The sequence below is a fragment of the Enterococcus cecorum genome, from assembly GCF_052119425.1.
Classification (GTDB): Bacteria; Bacillota; Bacilli; order Lactobacillales; family Enterococcaceae; genus Enterococcus_E; species Enterococcus_E cecorum_C.
Genome location: NZ_JBQKFH010000036.1, coordinates 1 through 25,876 on the forward strand (window position 1 = coordinate 1; position 25,876 = coordinate 25,876).

At 36.0% G+C, this 25,876-nt stretch carries 28 protein-coding genes and 1 tRNA gene; 23 read left to right on the forward strand and 6 right to left on the reverse strand.

Annotation, left to right across the window (positions count from 1 at the left end; genetic code table 11):
* Nucleotides 1-121: 121 nt before the first annotated feature.
* Nucleotides 122-493, reverse strand: coding sequence for a lactoylglutathione lyase (gene gloA / locus ACTQZM_RS09255; RefSeq protein WP_016251793.1), 372 nt, complete (start codon nt 491-493; stop codon nt 122-124).
* Nucleotides 494-688: 195 nt separating this feature from the next.
* On the opposite strand from gloA, the gene ACTQZM_RS09260 reads away from it, so the two are divergent.
* Complete coding sequence (locus ACTQZM_RS09260; RefSeq protein WP_441653587.1) at nt 689-1,135, forward strand: NUDIX hydrolase; 447 nt, start codon at nt 689-691, stop codon at nt 1,133-1,135.
* 43 nt (nt 1,136-1,178) lie between these two features.
* On the opposite strand, the gene yidA is transcribed toward ACTQZM_RS09260, so the two are convergent.
* From yidA to ACTQZM_RS09275, 3 genes are read right to left on the reverse strand one after another with little or no spacing between them, the layout of a single operon-like run.
* Nucleotides 1,179-1,991, reverse strand: a complete 813-nt coding sequence (gene yidA / locus ACTQZM_RS09265) for a sugar-phosphatase (protein WP_248625065.1) — start codon at nt 1,989-1,991, stop codon at nt 1,179-1,181.
* 20 nt (nt 1,992-2,011) lie between these two features.
* Nucleotides 2,012-3,373, reverse strand: a complete 1,362-nt coding sequence (locus tag ACTQZM_RS09270; protein ID WP_441653588.1) for an HD domain-containing protein — start codon at nt 3,371-3,373, stop codon at nt 2,012-2,014.
* Nucleotides 3,370-4,173: a lipoate--protein ligase family protein gene (locus tag ACTQZM_RS09275; protein WP_441653589.1), complete on the reverse strand. Its 804-nt coding sequence runs from the start codon at nt 4,171-4,173 to the stop codon at nt 3,370-3,372. Before ACTQZM_RS09275 ends, ACTQZM_RS09270 begins: the two co-directional genes overlap by 4 nt.
* 117 nt (nt 4,174-4,290) lie before the next feature.
* Between ACTQZM_RS09275 and ACTQZM_RS09280 the strand changes: the two genes are divergently transcribed.
* Nucleotides 4,291-4,734 (forward strand): DUF1934 domain-containing protein, encoded by a 444-nt coding sequence (locus tag ACTQZM_RS09280; protein WP_016251798.1) that lies wholly within the window; start codon nt 4,291-4,293, stop codon nt 4,732-4,734.
* A 91-nt stretch (nt 4,735-4,825) separates the two neighbouring features.
* Entirely contained in the window at nt 4,826-5,434 is a 609-nt protein-coding gene (rpoE, locus tag ACTQZM_RS09285) for a DNA-directed RNA polymerase subunit delta (protein WP_441653590.1), read from the forward strand.
* A gap of 84 nt (nt 5,435-5,518) precedes the next feature.
* On the opposite strand, the gene ACTQZM_RS09290 is transcribed toward rpoE, so the two are convergent.
* On the reverse strand, nt 5,519-6,664 hold the full coding sequence (locus ACTQZM_RS09290) for a cobalamin-independent methionine synthase II family protein (protein WP_441653591.1): 1,146 nt from the start codon (nt 6,662-6,664) through the stop codon (nt 5,519-5,521).
* Between the two features lie 241 nt (nt 6,665-6,905).
* A tRNA-Arg gene (locus ACTQZM_RS09295) sits at nt 6,906-6,977 on the reverse strand.
* 50 nt (nt 6,978-7,027) lie between these two features.
* Between ACTQZM_RS09295 and rpoN the strand changes: the two genes are divergently transcribed.
* The 20 genes from rpoN to ACTQZM_RS09395 form a co-directional block, all read left to right on the forward strand.
* Nucleotides 7,028-8,341 carry an RNA polymerase factor sigma-54 gene (gene rpoN, locus ACTQZM_RS09300; protein WP_441653592.1) on the forward strand — a complete coding sequence of 438 codons (1,314 nt, stop codon included), beginning with the start codon at nt 7,028-7,030 and terminating at the stop codon, nt 8,339-8,341.
* Nucleotides 8,342-8,559: 218 nt separating this feature from the next.
* Nucleotides 8,560-9,597, forward strand: a complete 1,038-nt coding sequence (locus ACTQZM_RS09305; RefSeq protein WP_113827644.1) for a sugar-binding transcriptional regulator — start codon at nt 8,560-8,562, stop codon at nt 9,595-9,597.
* A 40-nt stretch (nt 9,598-9,637) separates the two neighbouring features.
* On the forward strand, nt 9,638-10,639 hold the full coding sequence (gap, locus tag ACTQZM_RS09310; RefSeq protein WP_016251803.1) for a type I glyceraldehyde-3-phosphate dehydrogenase: 1,002 nt from the start codon (nt 9,638-9,640) through the stop codon (nt 10,637-10,639).
* Between the two features lie 90 nt (nt 10,640-10,729).
* On the forward strand, nt 10,730-11,920 hold the full coding sequence (locus ACTQZM_RS09315; RefSeq protein ID WP_113783906.1) for a phosphoglycerate kinase: 1,191 nt from the start codon (nt 10,730-10,732) through the stop codon (nt 11,918-11,920).
* A 68-nt stretch (nt 11,921-11,988) separates the two neighbouring features.
* On the forward strand, nt 11,989-12,744 hold the full coding sequence (tpiA, locus tag ACTQZM_RS09320; RefSeq protein WP_441653593.1) for a triose-phosphate isomerase: 756 nt from the start codon (nt 11,989-11,991) through the stop codon (nt 12,742-12,744).
* A 117-nt stretch (nt 12,745-12,861) separates the two neighbouring features.
* The gene (gene eno, locus ACTQZM_RS09325) at nt 12,862-14,160 is read left to right on the forward strand and encodes a surface-displayed alpha-enolase (protein ID WP_047334095.1); all 1,299 of its coding nucleotides are present in this window, start codon (nt 12,862-12,864) and stop codon (nt 14,158-14,160) included.
* Between the two features lie 172 nt (nt 14,161-14,332).
* Nucleotides 14,333-14,569 (forward strand): preprotein translocase subunit SecG, encoded by a 237-nt coding sequence (secG, locus tag ACTQZM_RS09330; RefSeq protein ID WP_018345396.1) that lies wholly within the window; start codon nt 14,333-14,335, stop codon nt 14,567-14,569.
* Between the two features lie 109 nt (nt 14,570-14,678).
* Nucleotides 14,679-15,440 carry an alpha/beta hydrolase gene (locus tag ACTQZM_RS09335; protein WP_441653594.1) on the forward strand — a complete coding sequence of 254 codons (762 nt, stop codon included), beginning with the start codon at nt 14,679-14,681 and terminating at the stop codon, nt 15,438-15,440.
* Nucleotides 15,441-17,771: a ribonuclease R gene (gene rnr / locus ACTQZM_RS09340; protein ID WP_441653595.1), complete on the forward strand. Its 2,331-nt coding sequence runs from the start codon at nt 15,441-15,443 to the stop codon at nt 17,769-17,771.
* 20 nt (nt 17,772-17,791) lie between these two features.
* On the forward strand, nt 17,792-18,253 hold the full coding sequence (gene smpB, locus ACTQZM_RS09345) for an SsrA-binding protein SmpB (protein WP_016251810.1): 462 nt from the start codon (nt 17,792-17,794) through the stop codon (nt 18,251-18,253).
* Nucleotides 18,254-18,528: 275 nt separating this feature from the next.
* Entirely contained in the window at nt 18,529-19,257 is a 729-nt protein-coding gene (gene atpB, locus ACTQZM_RS09350) for a F0F1 ATP synthase subunit A (RefSeq protein WP_113784255.1), read from the forward strand.
* 32 nt (nt 19,258-19,289) lie between these two features.
* Nucleotides 19,290-19,502, forward strand: a complete 213-nt coding sequence (gene atpE / locus ACTQZM_RS09355) for an ATP synthase F0 subunit C (RefSeq protein ID WP_016251812.1) — start codon at nt 19,290-19,292, stop codon at nt 19,500-19,502.
* Between the two features lie 49 nt (nt 19,503-19,551).
* Nucleotides 19,552-20,079, forward strand: a complete 528-nt coding sequence (atpF, locus tag ACTQZM_RS09360) for a F0F1 ATP synthase subunit B (RefSeq protein WP_016251813.1) — start codon at nt 19,552-19,554, stop codon at nt 20,077-20,079.
* The gene (gene atpH, locus ACTQZM_RS09365; protein WP_113842739.1) at nt 20,066-20,605 is read left to right on the forward strand and encodes an ATP synthase F1 subunit delta; all 540 of its coding nucleotides are present in this window, start codon (nt 20,066-20,068) and stop codon (nt 20,603-20,605) included. The genes atpF and atpH overlap by 14 nt, the downstream gene beginning before the upstream one ends.
* A 23-nt stretch (nt 20,606-20,628) precedes the next feature.
* Nucleotides 20,629-22,191, forward strand: coding sequence for a F0F1 ATP synthase subunit alpha (gene atpA, locus ACTQZM_RS09370; protein WP_441653596.1), 1,563 nt, complete (start codon nt 20,629-20,631; stop codon nt 22,189-22,191).
* Nucleotides 22,192-22,205: 14 nt separating this feature from the next.
* Nucleotides 22,206-23,108: a F0F1 ATP synthase subunit gamma gene (locus tag ACTQZM_RS09375; protein ID WP_248625043.1), complete on the forward strand. Its 903-nt coding sequence runs from the start codon at nt 22,206-22,208 to the stop codon at nt 23,106-23,108.
* A 26-nt stretch (nt 23,109-23,134) separates the two neighbouring features.
* Nucleotides 23,135-24,541 (forward strand): F0F1 ATP synthase subunit beta, encoded by a 1,407-nt coding sequence (gene atpD / locus ACTQZM_RS09380; protein WP_016251817.1) that lies wholly within the window; start codon nt 23,135-23,137, stop codon nt 24,539-24,541.
* 13 nt (nt 24,542-24,554) lie between these two features.
* Nucleotides 24,555-24,977: a F0F1 ATP synthase subunit epsilon gene (locus ACTQZM_RS09385; protein ID WP_441653597.1), complete on the forward strand. Its 423-nt coding sequence runs from the start codon at nt 24,555-24,557 to the stop codon at nt 24,975-24,977.
* 74 nt (nt 24,978-25,051) lie between these two features.
* Nucleotides 25,052-25,630: a helix-turn-helix domain containing protein gene (locus tag ACTQZM_RS09390; RefSeq protein WP_441653598.1), complete on the forward strand. Its 579-nt coding sequence runs from the start codon at nt 25,052-25,054 to the stop codon at nt 25,628-25,630.
* Nucleotides 25,631-25,653: 23 nt separating this feature from the next.
* Nucleotides 25,654-25,876 (forward strand): IS3 family transposase (locus tag ACTQZM_RS09395; protein WP_441653599.1); only part of this gene is annotated, 223 nt, incomplete at its 3' end.

Below are 25,876 nucleotides of genomic sequence, written 5' to 3' on the forward strand. Positions count from 1 at the left end.
TAGGGGGAAAATCCTCTATATTTCATCCAAAAAATCCAAAAATCGAAGGCATCTTTCACGGGTGCCTTCGATTTTTGGATTCAAAAGGGACTAATGGGTCAGCCCCTTTTTATGCTATGATTTATCCACGAATGACTTCGATTTTGTAGCCATCTGGATCAATGATGAAGTAGTATGAAGGCTCAGTTCCAGGTAAACCTTTTAATGGAGTGACTTCAAACCCTTTTTCTTCATGCGTTTTATGTAATCCTTCTAAATCATCAGAACTAATCGCGATATGACCATATCCATCACCTAAGTTATAAGCACCATGATCATAATTATAGGTTAATTCCAATTCATAGTCATCACCTGGTAAAGTTAGATAGACAAGGGTGAATTTATGTTCAGGAAAATCACGACGACGACTTTCCTCAAATCCAAATGCTTCTTGGTAAAATTTAACTGAAGCTTCTAAATCTTTAACGCGCACGCAAGTATGTGCCATTTTCATAAAGAATCATCCTTTCAAATTTAATTAAGATTTTGTTGTTTTTCGTAAAATCTTCATGTATATAATAGCATATAAAAAACAGATATGACAACAATAATGATTTACAAATATTGTTATGTAACTTGCACATATTCGCGATATCAAGTACAATCAAAGCAATTATAAAAAGATTAGAAATTAAGGAGAATGAGTAAAATGAAAGAAGCGGTTTTTGGGGTAAAATTAGCAAATAAAAACTATCAAGATCGATTTGGGGCCTATGGGATTGTGGTTAATGAAAAACAAGAATTAGTCATTATTCAAGCGCCAAATGGAGCGTATTTTTTACCAGGTGGAGGCATTGAAAAAGGCGAAAATCATCAAGAAGCGATAAAAAGAGAGATGATTGAAGAATTAGGATTTGAAGTACAAGTCGGGGAATACCTTGGAGAAGCAACAGAATATTTTTACTCCAGTCATCGCGATATTTATTTCAGACATCCAGCATACTTTTATGTGATTGATGCTTATTGTTCTATTGGTGCGCCATTAGAAGATAATAATCAAATTGAATGGGTAACGGCTGATGATGCGATGCTTTTATTAAAACGCGGGAGTCATCGTTGGGCCGTACAAAAATGGATGAAGGCGAATCAAAAATAAAAAATATAGGAGTGGACCGGAAAGTTGGTTCACTCCTATTTTCTTAATTTAAGACATATTTTTCGACAGCTTGAGCCACGCCATGTTCGTTATTGCTTGCGGTAATGACATTAGCAATTTGTTTAACATTTTCAGTTGCATTACCCATGGCCACTCCGATTCCAGCAAATTCAATCATTGGTAGGTCATTTTCATTATCCCCAATGGCCATCACTTCTTCTTGTTTAATACCTAAATGCTGTGCTAAATGTTTTAAAGCAGCTCCTTTGTCGGCTTGTTTATTCAAAATTTCAAAAAAGTAAGGAGAGCTTTTAACCATTGTATAGCGTTCGAAATATTCTTTTGGTATTTGCGCGATTCCTTGATCTAACACTTCTGCATCATCAATCATCATCATTTTGACAATTTTGATATCTTCAGTCATTTCTTCAGGTGTTCGATAGCATAAATCCATGTTGACTAAATAAGCTTCACGGACAGTGTGACTACTAATATTGCGATTAGCGGTATACATTGTTTCTAAACCAGTCGCATGGAAATGTACGCCAACTTTGCGCGCTAAATATTCCATTTCTAAATAATCATCCAAGGTTAGTCCAAATTCGACAATGATTTCTTTGGTTAAGGTATTTTGGACAAGGGAACCATTATAACAAATGACATAATCTTCACCAGTGAATAATTCCAATTCATTTAGATAATTCGTAACACCAGGTAAAGGGCGGCCCGTACATAGCACCACTTTTACGCCTTGTTCTCTCGCTTTTTGTAAGGCCTCATGTACTTCTGGGGTGATTTGATGTTTGTCATTAATTAAAGTACCATCGATATCAATTGCGATTAATTTAATTGCCATGATAATCTCCAATCTATAAGTTATTCAACCAGTTTGTTATTATGGATATGTTGATTAAACTGATTGTAGGTTTCATAAAATAAATCATAATTGTCTTGCAGCGTTTGGTCAACCATTTCTTTAGGAAAATAGAAGCGGTCATCTCCTTGACCTTGTCCAGAAAGTGCCCGTACCAGTGAGCTGACTTGACTTAATTCGACAAGTGTACCATCTGGCTGCTGTAATTCGATTTGCGTCCGTACTTTTGAACTATCAGGACGATATAAATCATAAGGTAAGTCAAAACTTGAATGGATGGCGGTATAATATTTTGCATAATAGCCGACATGTTCCACATAAGTTTTCATTTGTTCGATTAACTTTTCTTGTTTTATAGCCTGAACTTGAATAGATTTAAAAGGTTTGCGATTTAAGAAACGTTTGGCTAAATCACTTAAAACTGGATCTTTATCATTACACCAATAATGGAAATATGTGGTTAAAACGCCATCATCTAATTGCAAATAATCATCTAAGGTAAATTGTGCATTTAAAAAAGGCAATAATAGACAATTTTCGCGTCCAAAATAATGAGGATTACTTTGGTAGAGTCGGCTAGCACGATTTAATAGATGTTCTAAGACCACTTCCATCCCACGTGAAACTGGGTGAAAATAGATTTGCATATACATTTGATAACGACTAATAATATAGTCTTCAATCGCATGCATGCCACTAATTGAAAAAGTAATTCCTTCTTTACATGGACGAATATCTCTTAAAATTCGGGTTAAATCAAAAGTACCATACTCGGTTCCTGTATAGTAAGCATCGCGCAATAAATAATCCATCCGATCAGCATCAATTTGGCTAGAAATCATTTGTACCACTTGAGGATTTGGGTAAGTTTTTTGGATGACGCTGGCCACTTTTTCAGGAAAATCAGGACCTACTCGCTTTAAGATTTGATAGATTTCTGTTTGTGGATTGGTAATGATTTCAACGGTAATTTCTTCGTGATTGGTATGGAAAATATGTTCGAAGGTATGTGAATAGGGACCATGACCAACATCATGTAATAGAGCCGCACATAAAGTAACGAGCCTTTCTTCTGGGTTCCAACCATTCGCACCAATTTTCTCTATCGTGTAATGATTCTCAAAAATATCACAAATTTTTCGTGCAATTTCATAGACGCCTAAAGAATGGGAGAAACGACTATGTTCCGCACCATGGAAGGTAAATGAGGAAGTACCTAATTGCTTGATACGTCTTAATCGTTGAAATTCTTTAGCATTGATTAAGTCCCAGATAACTTGTGATTGCACATGCACATACGTATGGATAGGATCGCGAAAGACTTTTTCTTTTGGTAATACTTGATTGCGATAAGGTATTGTCATAAAAGTTCCTCCTGTAATTTTTGGTTTCTGGTTCGCATAGATTGGAAACGTTGATTTAATTCGTCGGTTAACCCAAAGTTCGCGATGAATGCACCGTCATGCATCTCTTGTTGAATATGCAGTGTTTCTTTTAGGTGGTTGATGACTTCTTGAGTTGTGTAAGGTGTTTGATTTAGCGCTTCAAGAGTGGTCATGGAAGCCGGACGAACATGTGGAAATTCTTTTTCAGGAACCTTAGCTATGCCAGCAATTTCATAAAAGTTTTGAATCAGTTGACCACGTTTGAGTTGGTCACCATTTAAGCCTAGATACATCATGACTGCAATTCCTTGATTGACCCGACGTTGGGCAATTCCCGCAATCTTTTGTCCGTTGACGCTTAAATCATATTTTCCTGGACAATAGGAATCAACTATTTCTTTGGCTTCGACTTTTACATTGGGATAGGCTTTTTGGGTTAACGCAAACATCACGTCATAAGCCGCATCAATAGAAGCTATCCCATCTTTTGGAAAGGCCAACGTCACATTTAAGATACCTGGATCACTTAAAACAGCTAAACCACCTGCATTACGAATGACGGTTAGATAACCTTGTTGATTCAGATATTTTGCCCCTTCAAAAAATTGCGGTAGTTGTTGGTCGCGCATGCCTAAAATGACAAGTGGGTCGGTTTGCCAAGTATGAAGATAAGCTTGCTTGGTTTCACCACTAATCTTGGCTACTAAATCGGTAAAGGCAAAAGGTAGCAATAAAGTTTCTTTTGTATAATGGTTATGACTTAATTGGATATACTCCACAGTAACACTTCCTTTGGATATAACATTCTTCTCGTTTTATTATACCTGATTGTTAGAAAAATTTCCTGAATTGTGGTAAAAATAGTATTAGATAAATGAATGAAAGGAATATATATAGTGAAATTAGCAAAAAACGGCATTCCAGTCAGTGTCAAATTAAGAACAAAAATCTCTCAAGATAATCATCATCAAAGTTTTCTGCATGAAAGTATGGGGCAAGCAGTGCGAGTAGGAGAAAATTGGTATATCAGATATGAAGAAGATGGAGAAGACCAACAGCCAATTACAGTGATGATTAAGTTGACAAGTGAGGGTTCGATTCATTTAACAAGAAATGGTATTCAGAAAACAAAACTGATTTTTCATCCTAAGCTTGTGACTCAGAGTAATTACCAAACGCCCTATGGTATCATGGTGTTAACCAATCAAACACATCAGCTAAGTGTCCATTTCGCTGAGAATCCGCTAAGTGGAAAAGTAGATATTTATTATGAATTATTTTCTGGTGAAGAAAACTCGATTGGAAAATATCAGCTTCACTTAGAATTTAAAGAAATATAGTCAGTTTTTTTAAATTTTTTTCAAGATTAAATTGCAATTTTGCAAAAGTTTTTGTATGATTAATCGTAGACTTTGAAAGGACGTGTCTTGAGTGGAATTAAGCGTATTTGAAGGAATGAACAAAAATGAGCTTTCAATGATTGAAGTGGCTCATGCAATTTTAGAGCAACGTGAAGATGTAATGGACTTTACTGATTTAGTCAATCAAATCCAAGTTTTTTTAGAAAAATCAGATTTGGAAATTCGCGAATCTTTAGCTCAATTCTATACGGATTTAAACATTGATGGTAGCTTTATCTCTTTAGGTGAAAATCGTTGGGGATTACGTTCATGGTATGCTATTGATTCAATTGATGAAGAATTAAATCATGGCTTAGATGATGAAGATGAAGAAAATCAACCACGTCGTAAACGTAAGAAAGTAAATGCCTTTATCAATGATGATGAAGATGCGATTGACTATAATGATGATGATCCAGAAGATACTGATTTATCAGATGATGATGACGATGAAGATGATTTATTCGATGATGAAGACGAAGATGAAGAAATCGCTGAATATGATTCTGATTTGAAAGAAATTGGTGCCAATGAAGACGATGAAGAAGACTTACCATCTGGCATTGAAGAAGATTTGACAATTATCGATGATGATGAAGAGGAAGATGAATACTACGACGAAGAGGATGAAGATATGTAGTTCTTCCTCAAAAAAAACTCAAGGCATCCATTTTGGAAACCTTGAGTTTTTTGTTTATCTTGTTTTTAGTTGAAAGCTTACCTCTTAGCCAAAATATTTTGCAGCTAATTTTTGTCCTTGATCAATTTTCGCCCATTGTTGTTCGATACTTAATTCATTTCCACAGTCACATGAGGCAAAACCACATTGATGTGATAAGAATAGCTGATCTTTTGAAAGGATGCTACTCGCTTTATCCAATAAATCAAGCACGCGTTTTTCATCATCTAAAGTATTGGTTTTACTTGATAGTAAACCTAAAACAACTTCAACCTCAGGACGATCCTTTAATACTTCTAAAGCTTGAATATCGCCAGCCCGTTCGTCATCCCACTCTAAGAAGAAGCGGTCATAATGTTGATCACGAAGGAATTTTTCCGCAATGGCTTGATAACTTCCACCTGCAGCATGGCGGCTTTGATAGTTTCCGCGACAATTATGTGTCCAGACTTTCAAACCTAAATCATGAGCAAAATCAATAATTTCATTGTTGATGGCTACGAATTCATCTGCTAAATCTTCTAAACCTTTTTGACCTTGTTCAAAGAAGCTTTTATCATTATCCTCAGCAAATAATTCCCATAAACAATCATCAAATTGAATGATTTTACCACCAATTGCTTGATATTCAACTAAAAATTCTTTATAAGCATTTAATAAGCCATCTTTTAATGCTTCTTTGGTTGGATAGACTTGACCTTCGCCATATAATTTTTTAAAGACTACAAATTCCGTGTAGGCATGAGCAGCACCCCAGACAGTTAATTTCACGTCTGCATCGCCAGCCAATTCTTTTGTTTGTTTGTAGATATCTAAATAATGATGGTTTTTGGCTGAAAGTGGTTGGGTGATACGGATTCCGATATCTTTACGTGTTTCAAAATGGCCACCATCATGGTCTTCAAAGAAATAACCTTGCTTTTCGATAAATCTTTCTATTCCTTGAAAGCCCCAAATAAAGTCAAGATGCCACATTGAACGTCCATATTCGCCATCTGTAATGACGGTGATACCATGATTTAACTGGTCTTGAACGACTTGTTTAATAGCATTGGCTTCTGTTTGTTGATAACCCTCGAAATCTTCATAGAATGGATAAGTAATATCTTCTCTTTTTTCGATTGCTTGTTTATAGGTTAATAAGTCTTTTGGTCGTAATAGTGAACCAACTAATTGAAATTTATCTGTCATTTTTCATTCCTCCAAAACTTTAAGTTGAAGTCATTGTATCAGAAAAAATGAAATATAGATAATACCGATAAACTTTCTAATATAATAGCAAAAAACTATAACGTAGAGATGTTTCCTCGTCGTATCTCGTTGAAACTTGTTTGACAATTTTGGCCGTGTAAGTTAATCTTAAGTTATATTAAAGAAAACGATTACGCTAATGAAATAAAAAAAGTACCATGTCATTCAACATAGTACTCTACGCACCTTAAGGGAATCGAACCCCTGTCTCAAGAACCGGAATCTTGCGTGATATCCACTACACTAAAGGTGCTTAACGAATATATTTTACACAATTTTGATTTAGATGACAAGAGGTATACTATGAAATTCGAACAACAAGTTTCTCAAAAACAAACACAAACACAAAAGTTATTAATGACACAAACTTTACAACAATCTCTTCAAGTTTTACATTTTTCCATTGATGAACTAAATCAGTATATTAAATCACAATCAATGGAAAATCCACTCATTGAAATTAAAGAAGCAAATTATACATCTAATTATGCCAAACCTAAATCTTCAACCGGTCAAGAATTAGATTCATTTTCACAAGTGGCGGATATTCATGAATCTTTATTTGAACATTTAATCCAACAAATTCATTTAAATTATCGTGATACGTATTTACGTACATTAGTCTTATTTTTAGTCGAATACGTTGATCTTAATGGCTATTTGAAAATTACCTTAGAAGAGGCACAACAGATTACCAAGGCAGAACCAATACAAATGCTTGATGCACTGACTTTGATTCAACAACTTGATCCAGCTGGTGTAGGCGCACGTAATCTACAAGAGTGTTTGATGTTGCAGACTGAGCGTGATCAAAAAGCCCCAGAATTGGCATATTATGTATTAGAAGAGTATTTTGATGAGCTAGTCGGACGAAAATGGGATGTGATTGCTAAAAAATTAAATATTGGGTTAAATGAAATTCAGCTAATATTTGATTATATCCAAACCCTTACTCCAACTCCTGGCGCACAATATGGCAGTGTAGAGGGTTTGTATGTTATTCCAGATATTACCGTTAAAGTTGAGGAAGGAAAGTTAAAGGTGATTCCTAATCGACAAGGAATGCCAGAATTACGTTTTCAACAAAATTATTTTGAACAATTTAAAGACAGCCAAGATCAAGAGGTAAAAAAATACTTGCAAAATAAGGTCCAGGAATTTGAGTCATTACAAAAAGCGATTATACAAAGAGGAGATACTGTTCTAGCCGTTGGAAAGTACATTATCGATGCACAACAGGAATATTTCTTGGATTCGACACGTCCATTAAAGCCATTAACCATGAAAGAAGTTGCCAATGCGCTTGATATTCACGAATCAACAGTTTCACGTGCGGTTAATGGAAAATATATTGAAACCGATAATGGAATCGTAGAAATGCGTGACTTTTTTGTTCAAAGTATAGTAGCAACAGATGGCAAAGAAATAGCTAATTCTCAGGTAAAAAGCCGACTTAAAGAATTAATTAATCAAGAAAACAAACAAAAACCTTTATCTGACCAAAAATTATCAGATATCTTAGCGGATGAGGGTATGGAGATTTCTAGAAGAACGGTTGCAAAGTATCGTGATGAATTGGGGATTTTAGGCTCTTCAAAACGTAAAAGATTTGATTGATTTATATACGAGTGGGACGATATTTACCCCACTCGTTTTGCTTTTATCTTTTTCTGAAAACTATTTTGAAAATATCTATAGAATTATCTTGATTAATTAAAAAAAAGATGATATGATATTTCCTGTGAGAAGGTTAATGAAGCCTGCCACAAATTTTTTTATCCGACACGGGTCATGAATCGTCTTATTAGGACATATTTAGTCCAACGGAGGGAATAATGATAAATGATCTTAAATTGATTGGTTCAGTAGTTCCTGAAGTGATACCAATGCTTCAACAACGCTATAAAGTGTTGCAAGGATTATACTGGTTGCAGCCAATTGGTCGGCGGGCCTTATCAGAGGCGTTATCACTGACAGAGAGAACATTAAGAACCGAGACAGAACAATTAAAACGTCTTGACTTTATCTCTATCTCAAAAACAGGGATGCGGTTAACTGATAAAGGTGAAGATATTTATAATCAATTGGCTAGTTTGATGGATCAAGTTTTAGGAATGCAACAAATCGAGTCCAAACTTGCTAAATATCTAGGAATTGCTCGCTGTATCATTGTATCGGGTGATAGTGATAAGCAGAGTCAAGTGATTTCTCGTTTAGGGAAAGTTTTATATCATACCTTAGATGAGCAACTGCCAAATGGTGAAAATATCATAGCGGTAATGGGCGGCACGACAATGGCTCAAGCTGCAGAACAATTTGAAAATCTTGAAACAGAACATCGGCACAATTTATTTGTTCCCGCAAGAGGTGGGATTGGTGAATTGATGAATGTTCAAGCGAATACCATTAGTGCTGTGATGGCGATGAAAACTAATGGAGCTTATCGAGCGATTTATGTTCCTGAACAACTTAGTGTAAATACATATGAAAGTTTATTACAGGAGCCTTCAATTGCTGAAGTGTTAAGTTTGATACAAGGTGCAAATTGTGTCATTCATAGTATCGGACGCGCGCTTCCGATGGCGGTTCGCAGAAAAATGACAGAAGATGAAATTTTGATGTTAAAACAAAATGGTGCTGTTGCAGAATCTTTTGGATATTTTTTCAATCAGGACGGACAAATTGTTTACAAAACACCTAGAATTGGGTTAAAATTAAGTCAGTTGCAAAATGTCCCGTACATGTTTGCAATTGCCGGTGGTAAAAGTAAAGCAAAAGCAATTGCTGCGTATATGAAAAATGCACCTAAGCAAACTTGCTTGATTACTGATGAAGCCGTCGCAAGTGAGATTTTAAAAGGGGTAACCCTTTAAAATAAAAATTTTTTTGATTTTCATAAGGAGGAAATCTTAAATGACAGTTAAAGTAGGTATTAATGGATTCGGACGTATCGGACGTTTAGCTTTCCGTCGTATCCAAGATGTAGAAGGAATCGAAGTAGTTGCTATCAACGACTTAACAGATGCTAAAATGTTAGCACACTTGTTAAAATATGATACAACTCAAGGACGTTTCAACGGTACTGTTGAAGTTCACGATGGTTCATTCAACGTAAACGGTAAAGAAGTTAAAGTTTTAGCTAACCGTAACCCTGAAGAATTACCATGGGGTGAACTAGGTGTTGATATCGTCTTAGAATGTACTGGATTCTTCACTTCAAAAGAAAAAGCTGAATTACACTTAAAAGCTGGTGCAAAACGTGTAGTTATCTCAGCTCCTGGTGGTAACGATGTACCAACAATCGTTTACAACGTTAACCATGAAACATTAACTGGTAAAGAAACAGTTATTTCAGGTGCTTCATGTACTACAAACTGTTTAGCTCCTATGGCTAAAGCATTAAACGACAAATTTGGTGTTGTAGAAGGATTAATGACTACAATCCACGCTTACACAGGTGACCAAATGACTCTAGATGGACCACACCCTAAAGGTGACTTCCGTCGTGCTCGTGCAGCTGCTGCTAACATCGTTCCTAACTCAACTGGTGCTGCTAAAGCTATCGGTTTAGTAATTCCTGAATTAAACGGTAAATTAGACGGTGCTGCTCAACGTGTTCCTGTTCCAACTGGATCATTAACTGAATTAGTATCAGTATTATCAACTAAAGTAACTGTTGATGAAGTTAATGCTGCTATGAAAGAAGCTTCAACTGAATCATTTGGTTACACTGAAGAACAATTAGTATCATCTGATATCGTAGGTATTACTTATGGTTCATTATTCGATGCTACTCAAACTAAAGTAATGACTGTTGGTGACCAACAATTAGTTAAGACTGTTTCTTGGTACGATAACGAAATGTCATACACTGCTCAATTAGTACGTACTTTAGAATACTTCGCTAAATTATAAGATTTATTTCTAAATCTAGATGCAGTTTTAAAGCGGGGAAGCGACGCGCTTCTTCGCTTTTTTTATTAAGAATAATTAGGAGGCTATCTCATGGCTAAAAAAACAGTTCGTGATATCGATTTAAAAGGTAAAAAAGTTTTAGTTCGTGTTGACTTTAATGTTCCTTTAAAAGATGGTGTAATCACTGATGATACTCGTATCAAAGCAGCATTACCTACTATTAAATATGTTTTAGAAAATGGCGGCAAGGCTATTTTATTCTCACATTTAGGTCGTGTGAAAACAGAAGAAGATAAAGCTGGTAAATCATTAGCACCAGTTGCAAAACGTTTAGGCGAATTATTAGGCCAAGATGTTACATTCGTGCCAGAAACTCGTGGTGCTGAATTAGAAGCTGCTATTAACAATCTAAAAGAAGGCGAAGTTGTTGTCTTTGAAAACACTCGTTTTGAAGATGTTGACGGCAAAAAAGAAAGCAAAAATGATCCAGAATTAGGTAAATATTGGGCTTCTTTAGGTGACGTATTTGTCAATGACGCATTTGGTACAGCACACCGTGCACATGCATCTAACGTAGGTATTGCTTCAACTGGTATTCCTACAGTTGCTGGTTTCTTAATGGAAAAAGAAATTAAATTTATCGGTGAAGCGGTTGAAGAACCAAAACGACCAATGGTTGCAATCCTTGGTGGTGCAAAAGTTTCTGATAAAATTGGTGTTATCGAAAACTTAATTCCTAAAGCTGATAAAATTTTAATCGGTGGGGGAATGACTTACACATTCTATAAAGCAAAAGGAATGGAAATTGGTAATTCATTAGTGGAAGCTGACAAAGTAGAATTAGCAAAATCATTAATTGAAAAAGCTGGCGATAAATTAGTATTACCAATTGATTCTGTTACTGCTGCAGAATTTTCAAATGATGTACCTACAGAAGTTCATGAAGGCAACGTTCCTGATGGACAAATGGGTCTTGATATCGGTCCTGCAACAATTGCATTATTCGCTGAAACATTAGCTGGTGCGAAAACTGTTGTTTGGAACGGACCTATGGGTGTATTTGAAATGTCAAACTTTGCTAAAGGAACAATCGGTGTATGTGAAGCTATTGCAAATCTTGCTGATGCTACAACAATTATCGGTGGTGGTGACTCTGCAGCTGCAGCTGAACAATTAGGATTCGCTGATAAATTCACTCATATCTCAACAGGTGGCGGTGCAAGTTTAGAATTATTAGAAGGTAAAGTTTTACCTGGACTTGCAGCAATCAACGACAAATAATAAAAACAATTGAGGAAAGTTAGTTATACTAACTTTCCTTCCTATAAAATTTTAAGGGAGTGTCATTCATGCGTAAACCAATTATCGCAGGAAACTGGAAAATGAACAAAACTGCTTCAGAAGCTAAAGCTTTTGCACAAGCAGTAAAAAATAGCTTACCAAGCAATGAAAAAGTTGATTCAGTGATTGGATCACCTGCTTTATTCTTAGAAACATTAGTATCTGAAGCAAAAGGTACTGAACTACAAATTGCTGCCCAAAACTGCTACTGGGAAAACGCTGGTGCTTTTACTGGTGAAACTTCTCCAGCAGCTTTAGCAGATTTAGGTGTACAATACGTTATCATTGGTCACTCAGAACGTCGCGATTACTTCCACGAAACTGATGAAGAAATCAATAAAAAAGCAAAATCTATTTTTGCAAATGGTATGACACCAATTTTATGCTGTGGTGAAAGCTTAGAAACATACGAAGCTGGTCAAACTGCTGCATGGATTGAAGGTCAAATCACTAAAGGTTTAGCTGACCTTTCTGCTGAACAAGTGAGCAGCATGGTTATTGCTTACGAACCAATTTGGGCTATTGGTACTGGTAAATCAGCTGATGCAAACATTGCTGATGAAATCTGTGGTGTTGTACGTAGCACTGTTGAAAAATTATACGGTAGCGAAGTTGCTCAAAAAGTACGTATTCAATATGGTGGTTCTGTTAAACCAGAAAATATTGCTGAATACATGGCAAAAGAAAACGTTGATGGTGCATTAGTCGGTGGCGCAAGCTTACAACCAGAATCATTCTTAAAATTATTAGAAGCTGTGAAATAATTCGATAATAAATACGTTTTCATTGAAATTATTATTGCAGTTTTCAATAAAATTATCTAAAATAAAGGTAACTAAGGGAATTCCCTTAAGATAAAAACTCAAAGGAGAGACACAAACATGTCAATTATTACTGATGTTTACGCTCGCGAAGTCTTAGACTCACGTGGTAACCCAACAATCGAAGTAGAAGTTTATACTGAATCAGGTGCATTCGGTCGCGGTATGGTTCCTTCAGGAGCTTCAACTGGTGAACACGAAGCTGTTGAATTACGTGATGGAGATAAAGGACGTTACGGTGGTAAAGGTGTTCTTAAAGCTGTTGACAACGTAAACAACATTATTGCTGAAGCTATCATTGGTTACGATGTAACTGACCAAATGGCTATCGATAAAGCAATGATCGAATTAGATGGAACTCCAACTAAGAGCAAATTAGGTGCGAACGCTATTTTAGGTGTATCTATTGCTGTTGCTCGTGCTGCTGCGGATTACTTAGATGTTCCTTTATATCACTACTTAGGTGGATTCAATACTAAAGTATTACCTACTCCAATGATGAACATCATCAATGGTGGCTCTCACTCAGATGCGCCAATCGCTTTCCAAGAATTCATGATTGTACCTGCTGGTGCACCTACATTCAAAGAAGCATTACGTTGGGGTGCTGAAGTATTCCATGCTTTGAAGAAAATTTTAGCAGATCGTGGTTTAGAAACTTCTGTTGGTGACGAAGGTGGTTTCGCTCCTCGTTTTGAAGGTACTGAAGATGCTGTTGAAACTATTCTTTCAGCCATTAAAGCTGCTGGTTTAGAACCAGGTAAAGATGTGTTCTTAGGATTTGACTGTGCTTCATCAGAATTCTATTCAGATGGAATCTATGACTACACTAAATTTGAAGGCGAAGGTGCTGCAAAACGTACTGCTGCTGAACAAATTGACTACTTAGAAGAATTAGTTAACAAATACCCAATCATTACTATCGAAGATGGTATGGATGAAAATGACTGGGATGGATGGAAAGAATTAACTAAACGTCTTGGTGATAAAGTGCAATTAGTTGGTGACGACTTCTTCGTAACTAACACTTCTTACTTAGAACGTGGTATTAAAGAAGGCGCAGCTAACTCAATCTTAATTAAAGTTAACCAAATCGGTACTTTAACTGAAACATTTGAAGCTATTGAAATGGCTAAAGAAGCTGGCTACACTGCTGTTGTATCACACCGTTCAGGTGAAACAGAAGATTCAACAATCTCTGACATCGCAGTTGCTACAAACGCCGGTCAAATTAAAACTGGTTCATTATCACGTACTGACCGTATTGCTAAGTACAACCAATTATTACGTATTGAAGATCAACTAGGTGAAGTTGCTCAATACAAAGGTCTAAAATCATTCTATAACTTAAAAAAATAATCGTTAGATGATTGCTTGGCTCTCCTGTTATATGATGGGAGAGCCTTTTTTAGTGTGTGAAAATTTCAAAGCTATCTTGTAAGTTTCGTATGGTAAGTACTAGCTTTTCACATTAATTTATGTTAAATTAAAGAAGTTAGATATAGTTTATATAAAAAAGGAGGACTTTTTAGTGTATAATGTAATCCTTGGTATTGTTATTGTCTTATCAGTTGTATTAATTTTTACCATTATGATGCAACCAAGTAAACAAAATAGTGCGGCAAGTGCTTTTTCTGGCGGGGCTGATCAATTATTTGGTAAGCAAAAAGCTCGTGGATTTGAAGCTGTCATGCAACGCGCCACTGCAGTTTTAGGTGCTATTTGGATGATTTTACTTTTTGTATTATCATTTCTTTCATCAAAATAAGAAAAAAACAGACGGAGGTTATTCATTGACCTCTTTTTTTTGACTAAAAATAGGGTTAAATACTATATATTGAGAAAAATATGGTAGAATAATGATTGAGGTGAAAAATATGAGTAGAACATTTAATTTGCCTAAGCCATTATTTGAGAAACATAGTAAAAAAGGGATTTTATTATTACATGCTTATTCAGGTAGTTCCAATGATGTCCGTTATATAGCAAGACATTTGGAGAAATATGATTATTCGGTATACTTACCTATTTTTTCTGGTCATGGTACATTGGAGCCTTTTGATATATTAAAATCAAATCCAAAAAACTGGCAAAAAGAAGTGAAAGAAGCAGTGAACGAGATGAAAAATCAAGGAATTGAACAAATTGCTGTCTTTGGCTTATCTATGGGTGGTATTTTTGCATTAGATTTATTAACAGAGAATTTGCCAGAAGTGGTTGGTGGGGGAGCGTTTTGTTCTCCAGTTATTATGGGAGAGAATCAAGTCGCCAAAAACTTTTTAATTTATGCTGAAAACGTTTGGAAAATGCAAGATTTTTCGCAACAAGAAATTGAAGAGAAGCTTGAACGAATGAAAGTGGATCAACCTTTGCAATTAGCTGAAATTGAACAGTTTGCTGCGGCTACGGCTGAACGGTTATCCAAGGTACAGGTCCCAGTTTTTCTGGCACAAGGCGGGAAAGATGAAATGATTTTACCTGAAAGTGTCTTCCAAACGGCTCAAAAATTAACACAGACTCATATAACATTGCAATGGTATGAAAAGAGTGGGCATGTCGTTACAGTAGATTGTCAAAAAAATGAATTAATTAATGATCTTTTAGCTTTTTTGGCTAAGTTATCATGGAATGAGGTATAGATGCGAGAAACAATACAAACAAAAATTATTCAAACCCTAGAGAGCACGACTAAAAAAAGCCTGTCTGTGGATGAGTTAGCCCAAAAATTATCGTTAAATAAGAGTGCGGATTTCAAGTTGTTAGTTCAAGCGATTGCACAACTAGAACGTGATAAAAAAGTCGCTTTTAACCGCAAAGGCAAAATCTATCTTCCTAAAGCAGCAGTCTATGTAGAAGGGGGTTTTCGTGCTAATGAGCGTGGATTTGGCTTTGTAACGATTGCAGATGATGAAGCCGATGTTTATATTGCTCCTGAAGACACTGCCTATGCCATGGATGGGGATGTCGTGGCTATTGATATTCTTCGTCCGGCAAATCCATTTTTAGAAAAGACAGCTGAAGGGAGAATTGTTGATATAAAACAACGCGCAATTACTAAAGTGGTAGGAGAATTTGTTTCCTTTCCACCTGAAGAAATTGCTAGTTCTGGATTATTAGGACAGGTTATTGCAAAAGATAAAAAACTAGCGAACTTCACTTTTTTAGTAGCGCCAACTGGGTTACATCCAGTCGAAGGGCAAATTGTATTATTTGATGTGACGCATTATCCTGAAAAAGGCTATGCTAAGAGTTTAGAAGGTAATATTGTTCAGACTCTAGGACATAAAAATGACCCCGGTATGGATATTCTTTCAATTGTCATTGCTAATGGAATACCGACTGATTTTCCGGATGAAGTAAAACAGCAGCTCAATGATATTCCAGATGAGATTAATCCTGCTGAGTTTTCGCATCGTAGAGATTTGCGTAATGAAACCTTAGTCACAATTGATGGTGAAGATGCTAAAGACTTAGATGATGCTGTTTCGCTTAAAAAATTGGCAAACGGAAATTATCAATTAGGGGTACATATTGCAGATGTATCCTACTATGTCACAGAAAATTCACCTTTAGATCAAGAAGCTTTTGATCGTGGTACGAGTGTTTACTTAACAGACCGGGTGATTCCGATGCTTCCACATAAGCTATCTAACGGTATTTGCTCTTTAAATCCTAAAGTTCCACGTTTAGCGATGAGTTGCGTAATGGAAATCAATCATCAAGGACAAGTGGTAGATTATGAAATCTTTGAAAGTTTAATCCAAACAAAAGAGAGAATGACTTATACCGCAGTCAATCAGATTTTAACCAGAGAAAATGAAGAAGTATTATCTAGATACGCTGAACTGGTACCGACATTTGATTTGATGGCAGAGTTACATCATATCTTAGAAAATATGCGCCTGAATCGTGGGGCAGTGAATTTTGAAGACCATGAAGCGCGAGTAATTGTTGATGAAGAAGGAACCCCATTAAAAATTGAATTACGTACTCGTGGTGTGGCAGAACGCTTAATCGAGTCGTTCATGTTAATTGCTAATGAAACCGTGGCTACGCATTTCCATCGACTGTTGTTACCATTTATCTATCGTATTCATGAAGAGCCTAATGAGGATAAAATGAGTCGCTTTTTTGAAACCGTGACTGCGCTAGGTATCGTACCAAAAGTGACAAATGGTAATATGGTGTCAAAAGATATTCAACAATTAATGGGTGAAGTGGCTGATTTACCAGAAGCTTTTGTCATAAATATGCTATTATTAAGGAGTATGCAGCAAGCAAAATATTCAGCGGAAAATGTTGGCCACTATGGTTTAGCTGCGCCTTATTATACACATTTTACATCGCCGATTAGACGCTATCCTGACTTAATTGTTCATCGTTTAATTCGTAGTTATCAAAAAGACAGTGGTGACAAAAATCAAGCATATTGGCAAGCGCATTTGCCTGAAATTGCTAATCACTCTTCACAAATGGAAAGAAGAGCAGTTGAAGCCGAACGACAAGTAGATGCGATGAAAAAAGCAGAATACATGCAACAATTTTTAGAAGAAGAATTTGAAGGAATCATCAGTTCGGTTGTTAAATTTGGTTTCTTTGTTGAATTACCAAATACTGTAGAAGGATTAGTGCATATCCAATCTTTAGAAGATGATTATTATCACTTTATTGAAAATCATCTGGCTCTAGTTGGTGAACGTACAAGACAAGTATTAAAAGTTGGTCAAAAAGTGAAAGTAAAAGTTTTAGAGGCTAATCCAGATACAAGAGAAATTGATTTTCAGTTGGTAGAAGTATTGGAAGAAGCGCAGTTACCAAAATCACTACATCAAGTTAAAACAAAAAATTCATCAAAGCAGCAAAAAGTAAAGAAAAATAACCGAACCAGTGAGAAGAAAAAAGGAAAAAATAAGAAGAAAAAACCTTTTTATAAAGAAGTGGTAAAAAAGAAAAAGAAGAAAAAACATTAATGTAATAGAGGAGTATGACTATGCCTAAAGGGGAAGGAAAATTAATTGCGCAAAATAAAAAGGCGCGTCATGATTATCATATATTAGAAACTTTCGAAGCAGGAATGGTCTTACAAGGAACAGAGATAAAATCTATCCGCAATAGTCGAATAAATCTAAAAGATGGTTTTGTTCGGGTACGCAATGGTGAAGTGTTCTTAGTGAATGTTCATATTAGTCCATATGAACAAGGAAACATATTTAATCATGATCCCTTGCGAACGCGTAAACTTTTACTTCATAAGCGTCAAATCAGACAGTTAGAAGCTGAAAGTAAAAATGCTGGAATTACTATTGTTCCTTTAAAAGTCTATATCAAAGACGGTTATGCGAAAGTACTTATTGGTTTAGCCAAAGGGAAAAAAGAGTATGATAAACGTGAAAGTATCAAGCAAAAAGATCAAGAACGACAAATTAGAAGAATTGTCAAAAACATTCGTTAATCATTTTTGTATGATTTTTTACCTTATTTTGTTTTTATTACGTTTACAATATTGGTTATTCAATATTTGTAATATAAGGTTTGTTCAAAATTTCATTTAATAGAAAAACTTGATAGAAATTCTTTTTTTCGATTTAAATATTCAATGAATAAACCGATATCTTTTTATGAAAATACTTTGAAATTTCTTTTTAGTGGTGGTACGATACAAGTTGTCATTACTATTGCGTGAAAAGTTATGCAAGAGTATTTACATTTTTGAAGTGAGGTGAGCTTATGGAAGAACAATCGCTTCTGTTTCACATCGGACCAATTTGGTTTGACGGTACGGTGGCAATTATGTCGGCTTTAGTGTGTGCAATTATCTTTTTAATCGTGTTTATATGCACAAGAAATCCGCAATTAAAGCCAACTGGGAAACAGAACTTTATTGAATGGGTCATTGATTTTGTTCGTGGCATTCTCAGTGATCAGCTTCCTGCAAAAGAAGTTGGCAATTTCCATCTTCTGGGATTTACACTTTTCCTATTTGTTTTCTTTGCTAATGAAATTGGTTTGATGACGAAACTAGTCTTTCCAATGAATGGTCATGAGGTAACATTTTGGAAGAGTCCAACAGCAAATCCCATTATCACAATGAGTTTAGCATTGATGTCCATTTTATTAACTCATTATTTTGGTGTAATGCGTTTTGGTTTTAAGGGATATTTTAAAAACTCCTATTTAGAACCGGTCTTTTTCTTAATGCCAATTAAGTTTATTGAAGAGTTTACGAATGTTATTACGCTTGGGTTACGTTTATATGGTAACATCTATGCCGGTGAAGTATTGCTTACGTTGATTGCTTCACTTTTTAAAGCATTTGGTTGGATTACTTTGCCATTGGTAGTCCCAATTGAAATGACATGGATTGGCTTCTCGCTATTCATTGGTGCCATCCAAGCCTATGTATTTGTCACTCTAACAATGGTATTCTTAAATCACAAAATAGCCGCCGAACATTAATTTAACGGCGCATAAATTAGGAGGAAAAAATTATGAATTTCATCGCAGCAGGTTTAGCAGTTATCGGAGCAGCTTTAGGGGCAGGTTTAGGTAACGGACAAGTAATTTCAAAAACAGTAGAATCTATGGCTCGCCAACCTGAAATGGCTGGACAATTACGTTCAACAATGTTTATCGGGGTTGCCTTAATCGAAGCTGTGCCAATCTTAGGTATCGTTATTGCTTTCTTATTAGTAAATAAATAAGACTTCTTTGATCTAAGCAAGATAAAATTAGAGAAAAGGAGAATCAAATATGTTCAATCCAATTATTTTAGCGGCTGAACATCCAAGTTCTACATTTGGGGATATGTTAATCGTTACATTATCATTCCTTATCTTGTTAATCTTATTAAAAGTATTTGCTTGGGATTCTGTTGCTGATATGATGAACAAGCGGGCGAAAAAGATTTCTGATGACTTGGATAATGCGGAGAAATCAAGAGTCAATGCTCAAGCGTTAGAACAAAAACGTCAAGAGCAATTGATGAATTCACGCTCTGAAGCGGCAGATATTATCAAAAATGCCAAAGACAGTGGAGAACAAAGCCGTCAAAACATTCTTCGTGAAACACAGTTAGAAGTTTCTCGCTTAAAAGAAAAAGCTCAAGCGGATATTTCTCAAGAACGTGAACATACGATGAATGCAATTAAAGATGATGTAGCATTATTAAGTATTCAAATTGCTGAAAAAATCTTAAATAAAGAAATCTCTACTGAAACACATGAAGCCTTAATCAATCAATATATTGAAGGATTGAGTGCAAATCATGAAACTAAGTAAGTATGAAGTTGGCAAACGCTATGGTAAAGCTATTTTTGAATTGGCGGTCGAAAATGATTGCTTAGCGCAGACCCATCAAGAATTATTAGAATTAAAAAGCATCTTTGAAAAAATGCCTGAAATTGGTCTTTTGTTAACCGATGTGCGTTTGGATACAACAAAAAAACAAGCCATTGTTGATGTTTTAACCAAAGATTGCTCCAATTTAGTAAAAGAATCCGCACAAGTGATTTTTGAAAATTCAAGATTTGTTGAATTTCCATATATTGTTGATTCCTTTACGAAATTATATAACGAAGAGTTTGCAATTCTTGAAGGTAATGTGATTACTGCTGTTCCTTTAAGTGCACAACAAAAGGCAAAATTAGAAGAAAAAATACTCGCAAAATTTGGCTTGAAATCGGCTGAATTAAAAGAAGTAGTCGATCCATCAATTATTGGTGGGGTAATTGTGGAGGCAAATCATCAAGTCATCGATGGTAGCTTGAAGACACAATTAGAAAATATTAAAGCTAAATTACTATAAGAGTAGTTAAAGAGGTGAATTCGATGGCCATTAAGGCAGAAGAAATTAGTGCTTTAATCAAAGAGCAAATTAAAAATTATCAAAATGAACTTTCTGTTGAAGAAGTGGGTACTGTTACATATGTTGGTGACGGTATCGCTCGTGCCCATGGTTTAGAAAATGCCATGAGTGGTGAACTTCTACAATTTTCAAATGGCTCATTCGGAATGGCTCAAAACTTAGAATCAAATGATGTTGGTATTATCATTTTAGGTGATTTTGAAACCATTCGTGAAGGAGATAAAGTAAAACGTACTGGACGTATTATGGAAGTGCCAGTTGGAGAAGCGTTAATTGGTCGTGTTGTAAATCCATTAGGTCAACCAATTGATGGCTTAGGCCCCATTGAAACAACTAAAACACGCCCAGTTGAAGCAATGGCACCGGGTGTTATGCAACGTAAATCTGTTCATGAACCAATGCAAACAGGGTTAAAAGCGATTGATGCCTTAGTACCAATTGGTCGTGGTCAACGTGAATTAGTTATTGGTGACCGTAAAACTGGTAAAACTTCAATTGCGATAGATACAATTATTAACCAAAAAGGTCAAGATATGATTTGTATCTATGTTGCGATTGGACAAAAAGACTCAACTGTGCGTGCACAAGTAGAAACTTTGCGTAAATACGGCGCTTTAGATTATACAATTGTTGTAGCAGCAGGTTCTTCTCAACCAGCACCATTATTGTATATTGCGCCTTATGCTGGAACTGCGATGGGTGAAGAATTCATGTATAACGGTAAACATGTGTTGATTGTATTTGATGATTTATCAAAACAAGCCGTTGCTTATCGTGAATTATCTTTACTATTACGTCGTCCACCAGGTCGTGAAGCTTACCCAGGGGATGTTTTCTATCTACATTCTCGTCTATTAGAACGTGCGGCAAAATTAAGTGATGAATTAGGTGGCGGTTCAATGACTGCTTTACCATTTGTTGAAACACAAGCAGGGGACATTTCTGCATATATCCCAACAAACGTGATTTCAATCACTGATGGTCAAATTTTCTTAGAATCTGATTTATTCTACTCAGGTATCCGTCCGGCGGTTGCTGCAGGACTTTCAGTTTCTCGTGTTGGGGGTTCTGCCCAAATTAAAGCGATGAAAAAAGTTGCTGGTACATTACGTTTGGACTTGGCAAGTTATCGTGAATTAGAAGCATTTACGCAATTTGGTTCGGATTTAGATGCAGCGACACAAGCCAAATTAAACCGTGGTCGTCGTACAGTTGAAATTTTAAAACAAAAATTACATGCGCCACTACCTGTTGAAAAACAAGTTGTGATTTTATATGCATTAACGAAAGGATTCCTTGACGCGATTCCTGTTGATCATATTTTACGTTTTGAAAGTGAATTATTTGAATATATGGAAGCAAACCATAATGACTTGTTTGAAACAATTCGTACAACAAAAGACTTACCTGATGAAGACGAATTGAAAAAAGCAATTGGTGAATTCAGAGATTCATATAAAGAAACATTGGATGCGCAACAATCTAAAAAAGAACGAATTGCTGAAATGGTAAATGTACAAAATTAATGAGGTGAATTGAAATGGGTGCATCTTTAAATGAGATCAAACAAAGAATTACCTCTACGAAAAAAACAAGCCAAATTACCAAAGCGATGCACATGGTTTCAGCGGCTAAATTAACTAAATCAGAATCACATTCGAGACAATTTCAAATTTATGCAGAAAAAGTGCGTGAGGTCGTTACTCATTTAGCTGCACAACAAATATTAGCTATTGAAGATAATAAGAATGCGAATACTTTTGACTATAACAGTATGTTGATTACTCGCCCTGTTAATAAAACAGGATATATTGTCATTACATCTGATGGTGGTTTAGTTGGTGGTTATAATAGTTCGATTTTAAAACAGATGATGTCTATATTTGAAAATGATCATAAGAATAAAGAAGATTATGTTGTTATTTCAATTGGGGCAACTGGGGCTGAGTTTTTCAAATCTAGAGGCATTCCCCTAGCTTATGAATTACGAAACTTGTCCGATCAACCAAGTTTTGAAGAAGTACGTAAGATTGTTCATATGGCAACGACAATGTACCAGAATGAAGTATTTGATGAATTATATGTTTGTTATAATCATCATGTGAACTCACTGACTAGTCAGTTCCGTGTTGAAAAAATGTTACCTATTTCAGATTTAGACCCAGGTCAAAATAAAGAATACGAACAAGAATATATCTTCGAACCTTCGAAAGACGCGATATTAAATCAACTCTTGCCACAATATGCTGAAAGCTTAATTTACGGCGCTATTGTGGATGCAAAAACAGCAGAGCACGCAGCTGGAATGACTGCGATGAAGACTGCTACAGATAATGCAACGAAGATTATCGATGATTTAACTATTGCATATAACCGTGCACGTCAAGGGGCTATTACCCAAGAAATTACCGAAATTGTTGGTGGCGCAGCTGCCTTAGAATAATTTCGAGAATGAGTGGAGGAAAATAAATGAGTTCAGGCAAAATTGTTCAAGTCATTGGGCCGGTTGTTGACGTAGATTTTTCTAAGAGTCAAGAATTACCTGATATCAACAACGCGTTATTGGTCTATAAAAATGATGAACAAAAAAGTAAAATTGTGCTAGAAGCTGCCTTAGAATTAGGTGATGGCATCATTCGTACAATTGCCATGGAATCAACGGATGGTTTACAACGTGGGATGGAAGTTGTCGATACAGGTAAACCAATTTCAGTTCCAGTTGGTAAAGAAACGCTAGGACGTGTTTTTAACGTTTTAGGAGATACGATTGATATGCAAGAACCATTTGCACAAGATGCAGATCGTTCTGCAATTCATAAAGCTGCACCAAAATTTGAAGACTTAAGTACAAGTACTGAAATTTTAGAAACAGGGATTAAAGTTATCGACTTATTAGCACCTTATTTAAAAGGTGGTAAAGTTGGTCTATTCGGGGGTGCCGGAGTAGGAAAAACCGTCTTAATCCAAGAATTAATCCATAATATCGCACAAGAACATGGTGGGATTTCTGTATTTACCGGTGTTGGTGAACGCACCCGTGAAGGTAATGACTTGTATCACGAAATGCGTGATTCAGGAGTTATTGAAAAAACAGCCATGGTGTTTGGTCAAATGAACGAACCACCTGGAGCTCGTATGCGTGTTGCTTTAACAGGGTTAACGATTGCTGAATATTTCCGTGATGTAGAAGGACAAGATGTGTTGCTATTTATCGATAACATCTTCCGTTTCACTCAAGCGGGTTCTGAAGTATCAGCCTTGCTTGGTCGTATGCCATCTGCTGTAGGTTATCAACCAACATTGGCTACAGAAATGGGTCAATTACAAGAACGTATCACTTCAACTAAGAAGGGTTCTATCACTTCTATTCAAGCGATTTATGTCCCAGCCGATGACTATACTGACCCTGCACCAGCAACTGCCTTTGCGCACTTAGATGCTACAACTAACTTAGAGCGTAAATTGACAGAACAAGGGATTTATCCTGCCGTTGACCCACTGGCTTCAAGTTCAAGTGCTTTATCACCAGAGATTGTTGGTGAAGAACACTATGAAGTTGCAAGTGAAGTACAACATGTTTTACAACGTTATCGTGAATTACAAGATATCATTGCTATTTTAGGGATGGATGAATTATCTGATGACGAAAAAGTGTTAGTTGCACGTGCTCGTCGTATTCAATTCTTCCTATCACAAAACTTCCATGTTGCTGAACAATTTACGGGTCAACCTGGTTCATATGTGCCAGTTGCTGAAACGATTAAAGGCTTTAAGGAAATTTTAGAAGGTAAGTATGACCACTTACCAGAAGAAGCTTTCCGTAGTGTTGGTCGTATTGAAGACGTTGTTGAAAAAGCGAAAACACTAGGATACTAGAAAGAGGTGTCCTATGGAAAATAGTATAACTGTTCGAGTTGTCACACCAGCAGGACTTGTCTATGAGCATCATGCAGCTATTGTTGTTGCTAAGACACCAACTGGCGAAATTGGAATCTTGGCAAATCACGCACCAATTATCGTTCCATTAACTATTGACGAAGTTAGGGTCAAACGAACTGATTCTGATACACATGTTGATTGGATTGCGGTAAATGGTGGGATTATGGAAGTTCGTGATAATGTAGTGACCATTTTAGCGGATAGTGCTGAGCGTGAACGTGATATTGATGTACCACGCGCACAACGAGCAAAACAACGCGCTGAACGATTAATTCAAGAGGCAAAAGAAAATAAAGATAATGATACATTGAAACGTGCCGAAGTTATGTTACATCGTGCTATGAATCGATTGAAAGTATCACAACACCAATAAAAAAAAGACTTGAGACCTGTACCGACCCCCAAAAGTTAGACCATAAAATCTAACAATTGGAGGTCGGTATTTTTATGTCCAAATATTCTTTTGAGTTTAAAAAGCAAGTTGTAAATGCTTATCTTAATGGCGAAGGTGGTTATACTTATCTTGCAAATAAGTTCGGCATTCCATCTGATAATACAGTTAAACTATGGGTGGATAATTACAATGCATTTGGTGATGAAGGATTAAAACGTTCTAGAAAAAATGATTTTTATTCTTTTGAAAAGAAGCTTTCTATAGTAGAGTTATATTTATCAAGTGAAATCTCATATCAAGATTTAGCTCTGCAAGAAGGAATTACTAATCCAAGTATGATCACAAATTGGGTGAGTCGCTTTCGTGCAGCTGGTCCTGATGCCCTAAGACCACGCAAGAAGGGACGAAAGAAAACATTGAATACAACTAATGGCAATACACAAAACAAACCAGTTGAAGAATCTTCTGTTGATACAAGTGCAGAACATGTAAAAGAGCTAGAAGATGAACTTCTTAAATTGAGAATTGAGAATGCCTTTTTAAAAGAACTGAGGAGGCTGCGTTTAGAGGACGAGGAAAAAATGAGAGAACGGCACTCGTCATCAACAGTCTCCGACGAGAATTCAAACTAAAAGACCTTCTCTCTTATACAGGCATGCCTAAAGCAACATATATGTATTGGCAAAAACGATTTGATAGAGAAAATCCTGACAAAGAACTTGAAGAAAAAATCCAAGAAATCCGTAAGAATAATAAGGATTACGGATATCGTAGAATACATGGAGAGCTTCATAATCAGGGATATCTCATCAACAAAAAGAAGGTTCAGCGAATAGTTCAAAAACTTGGCTTGCAGGTGACATCCTACACACGCAAAA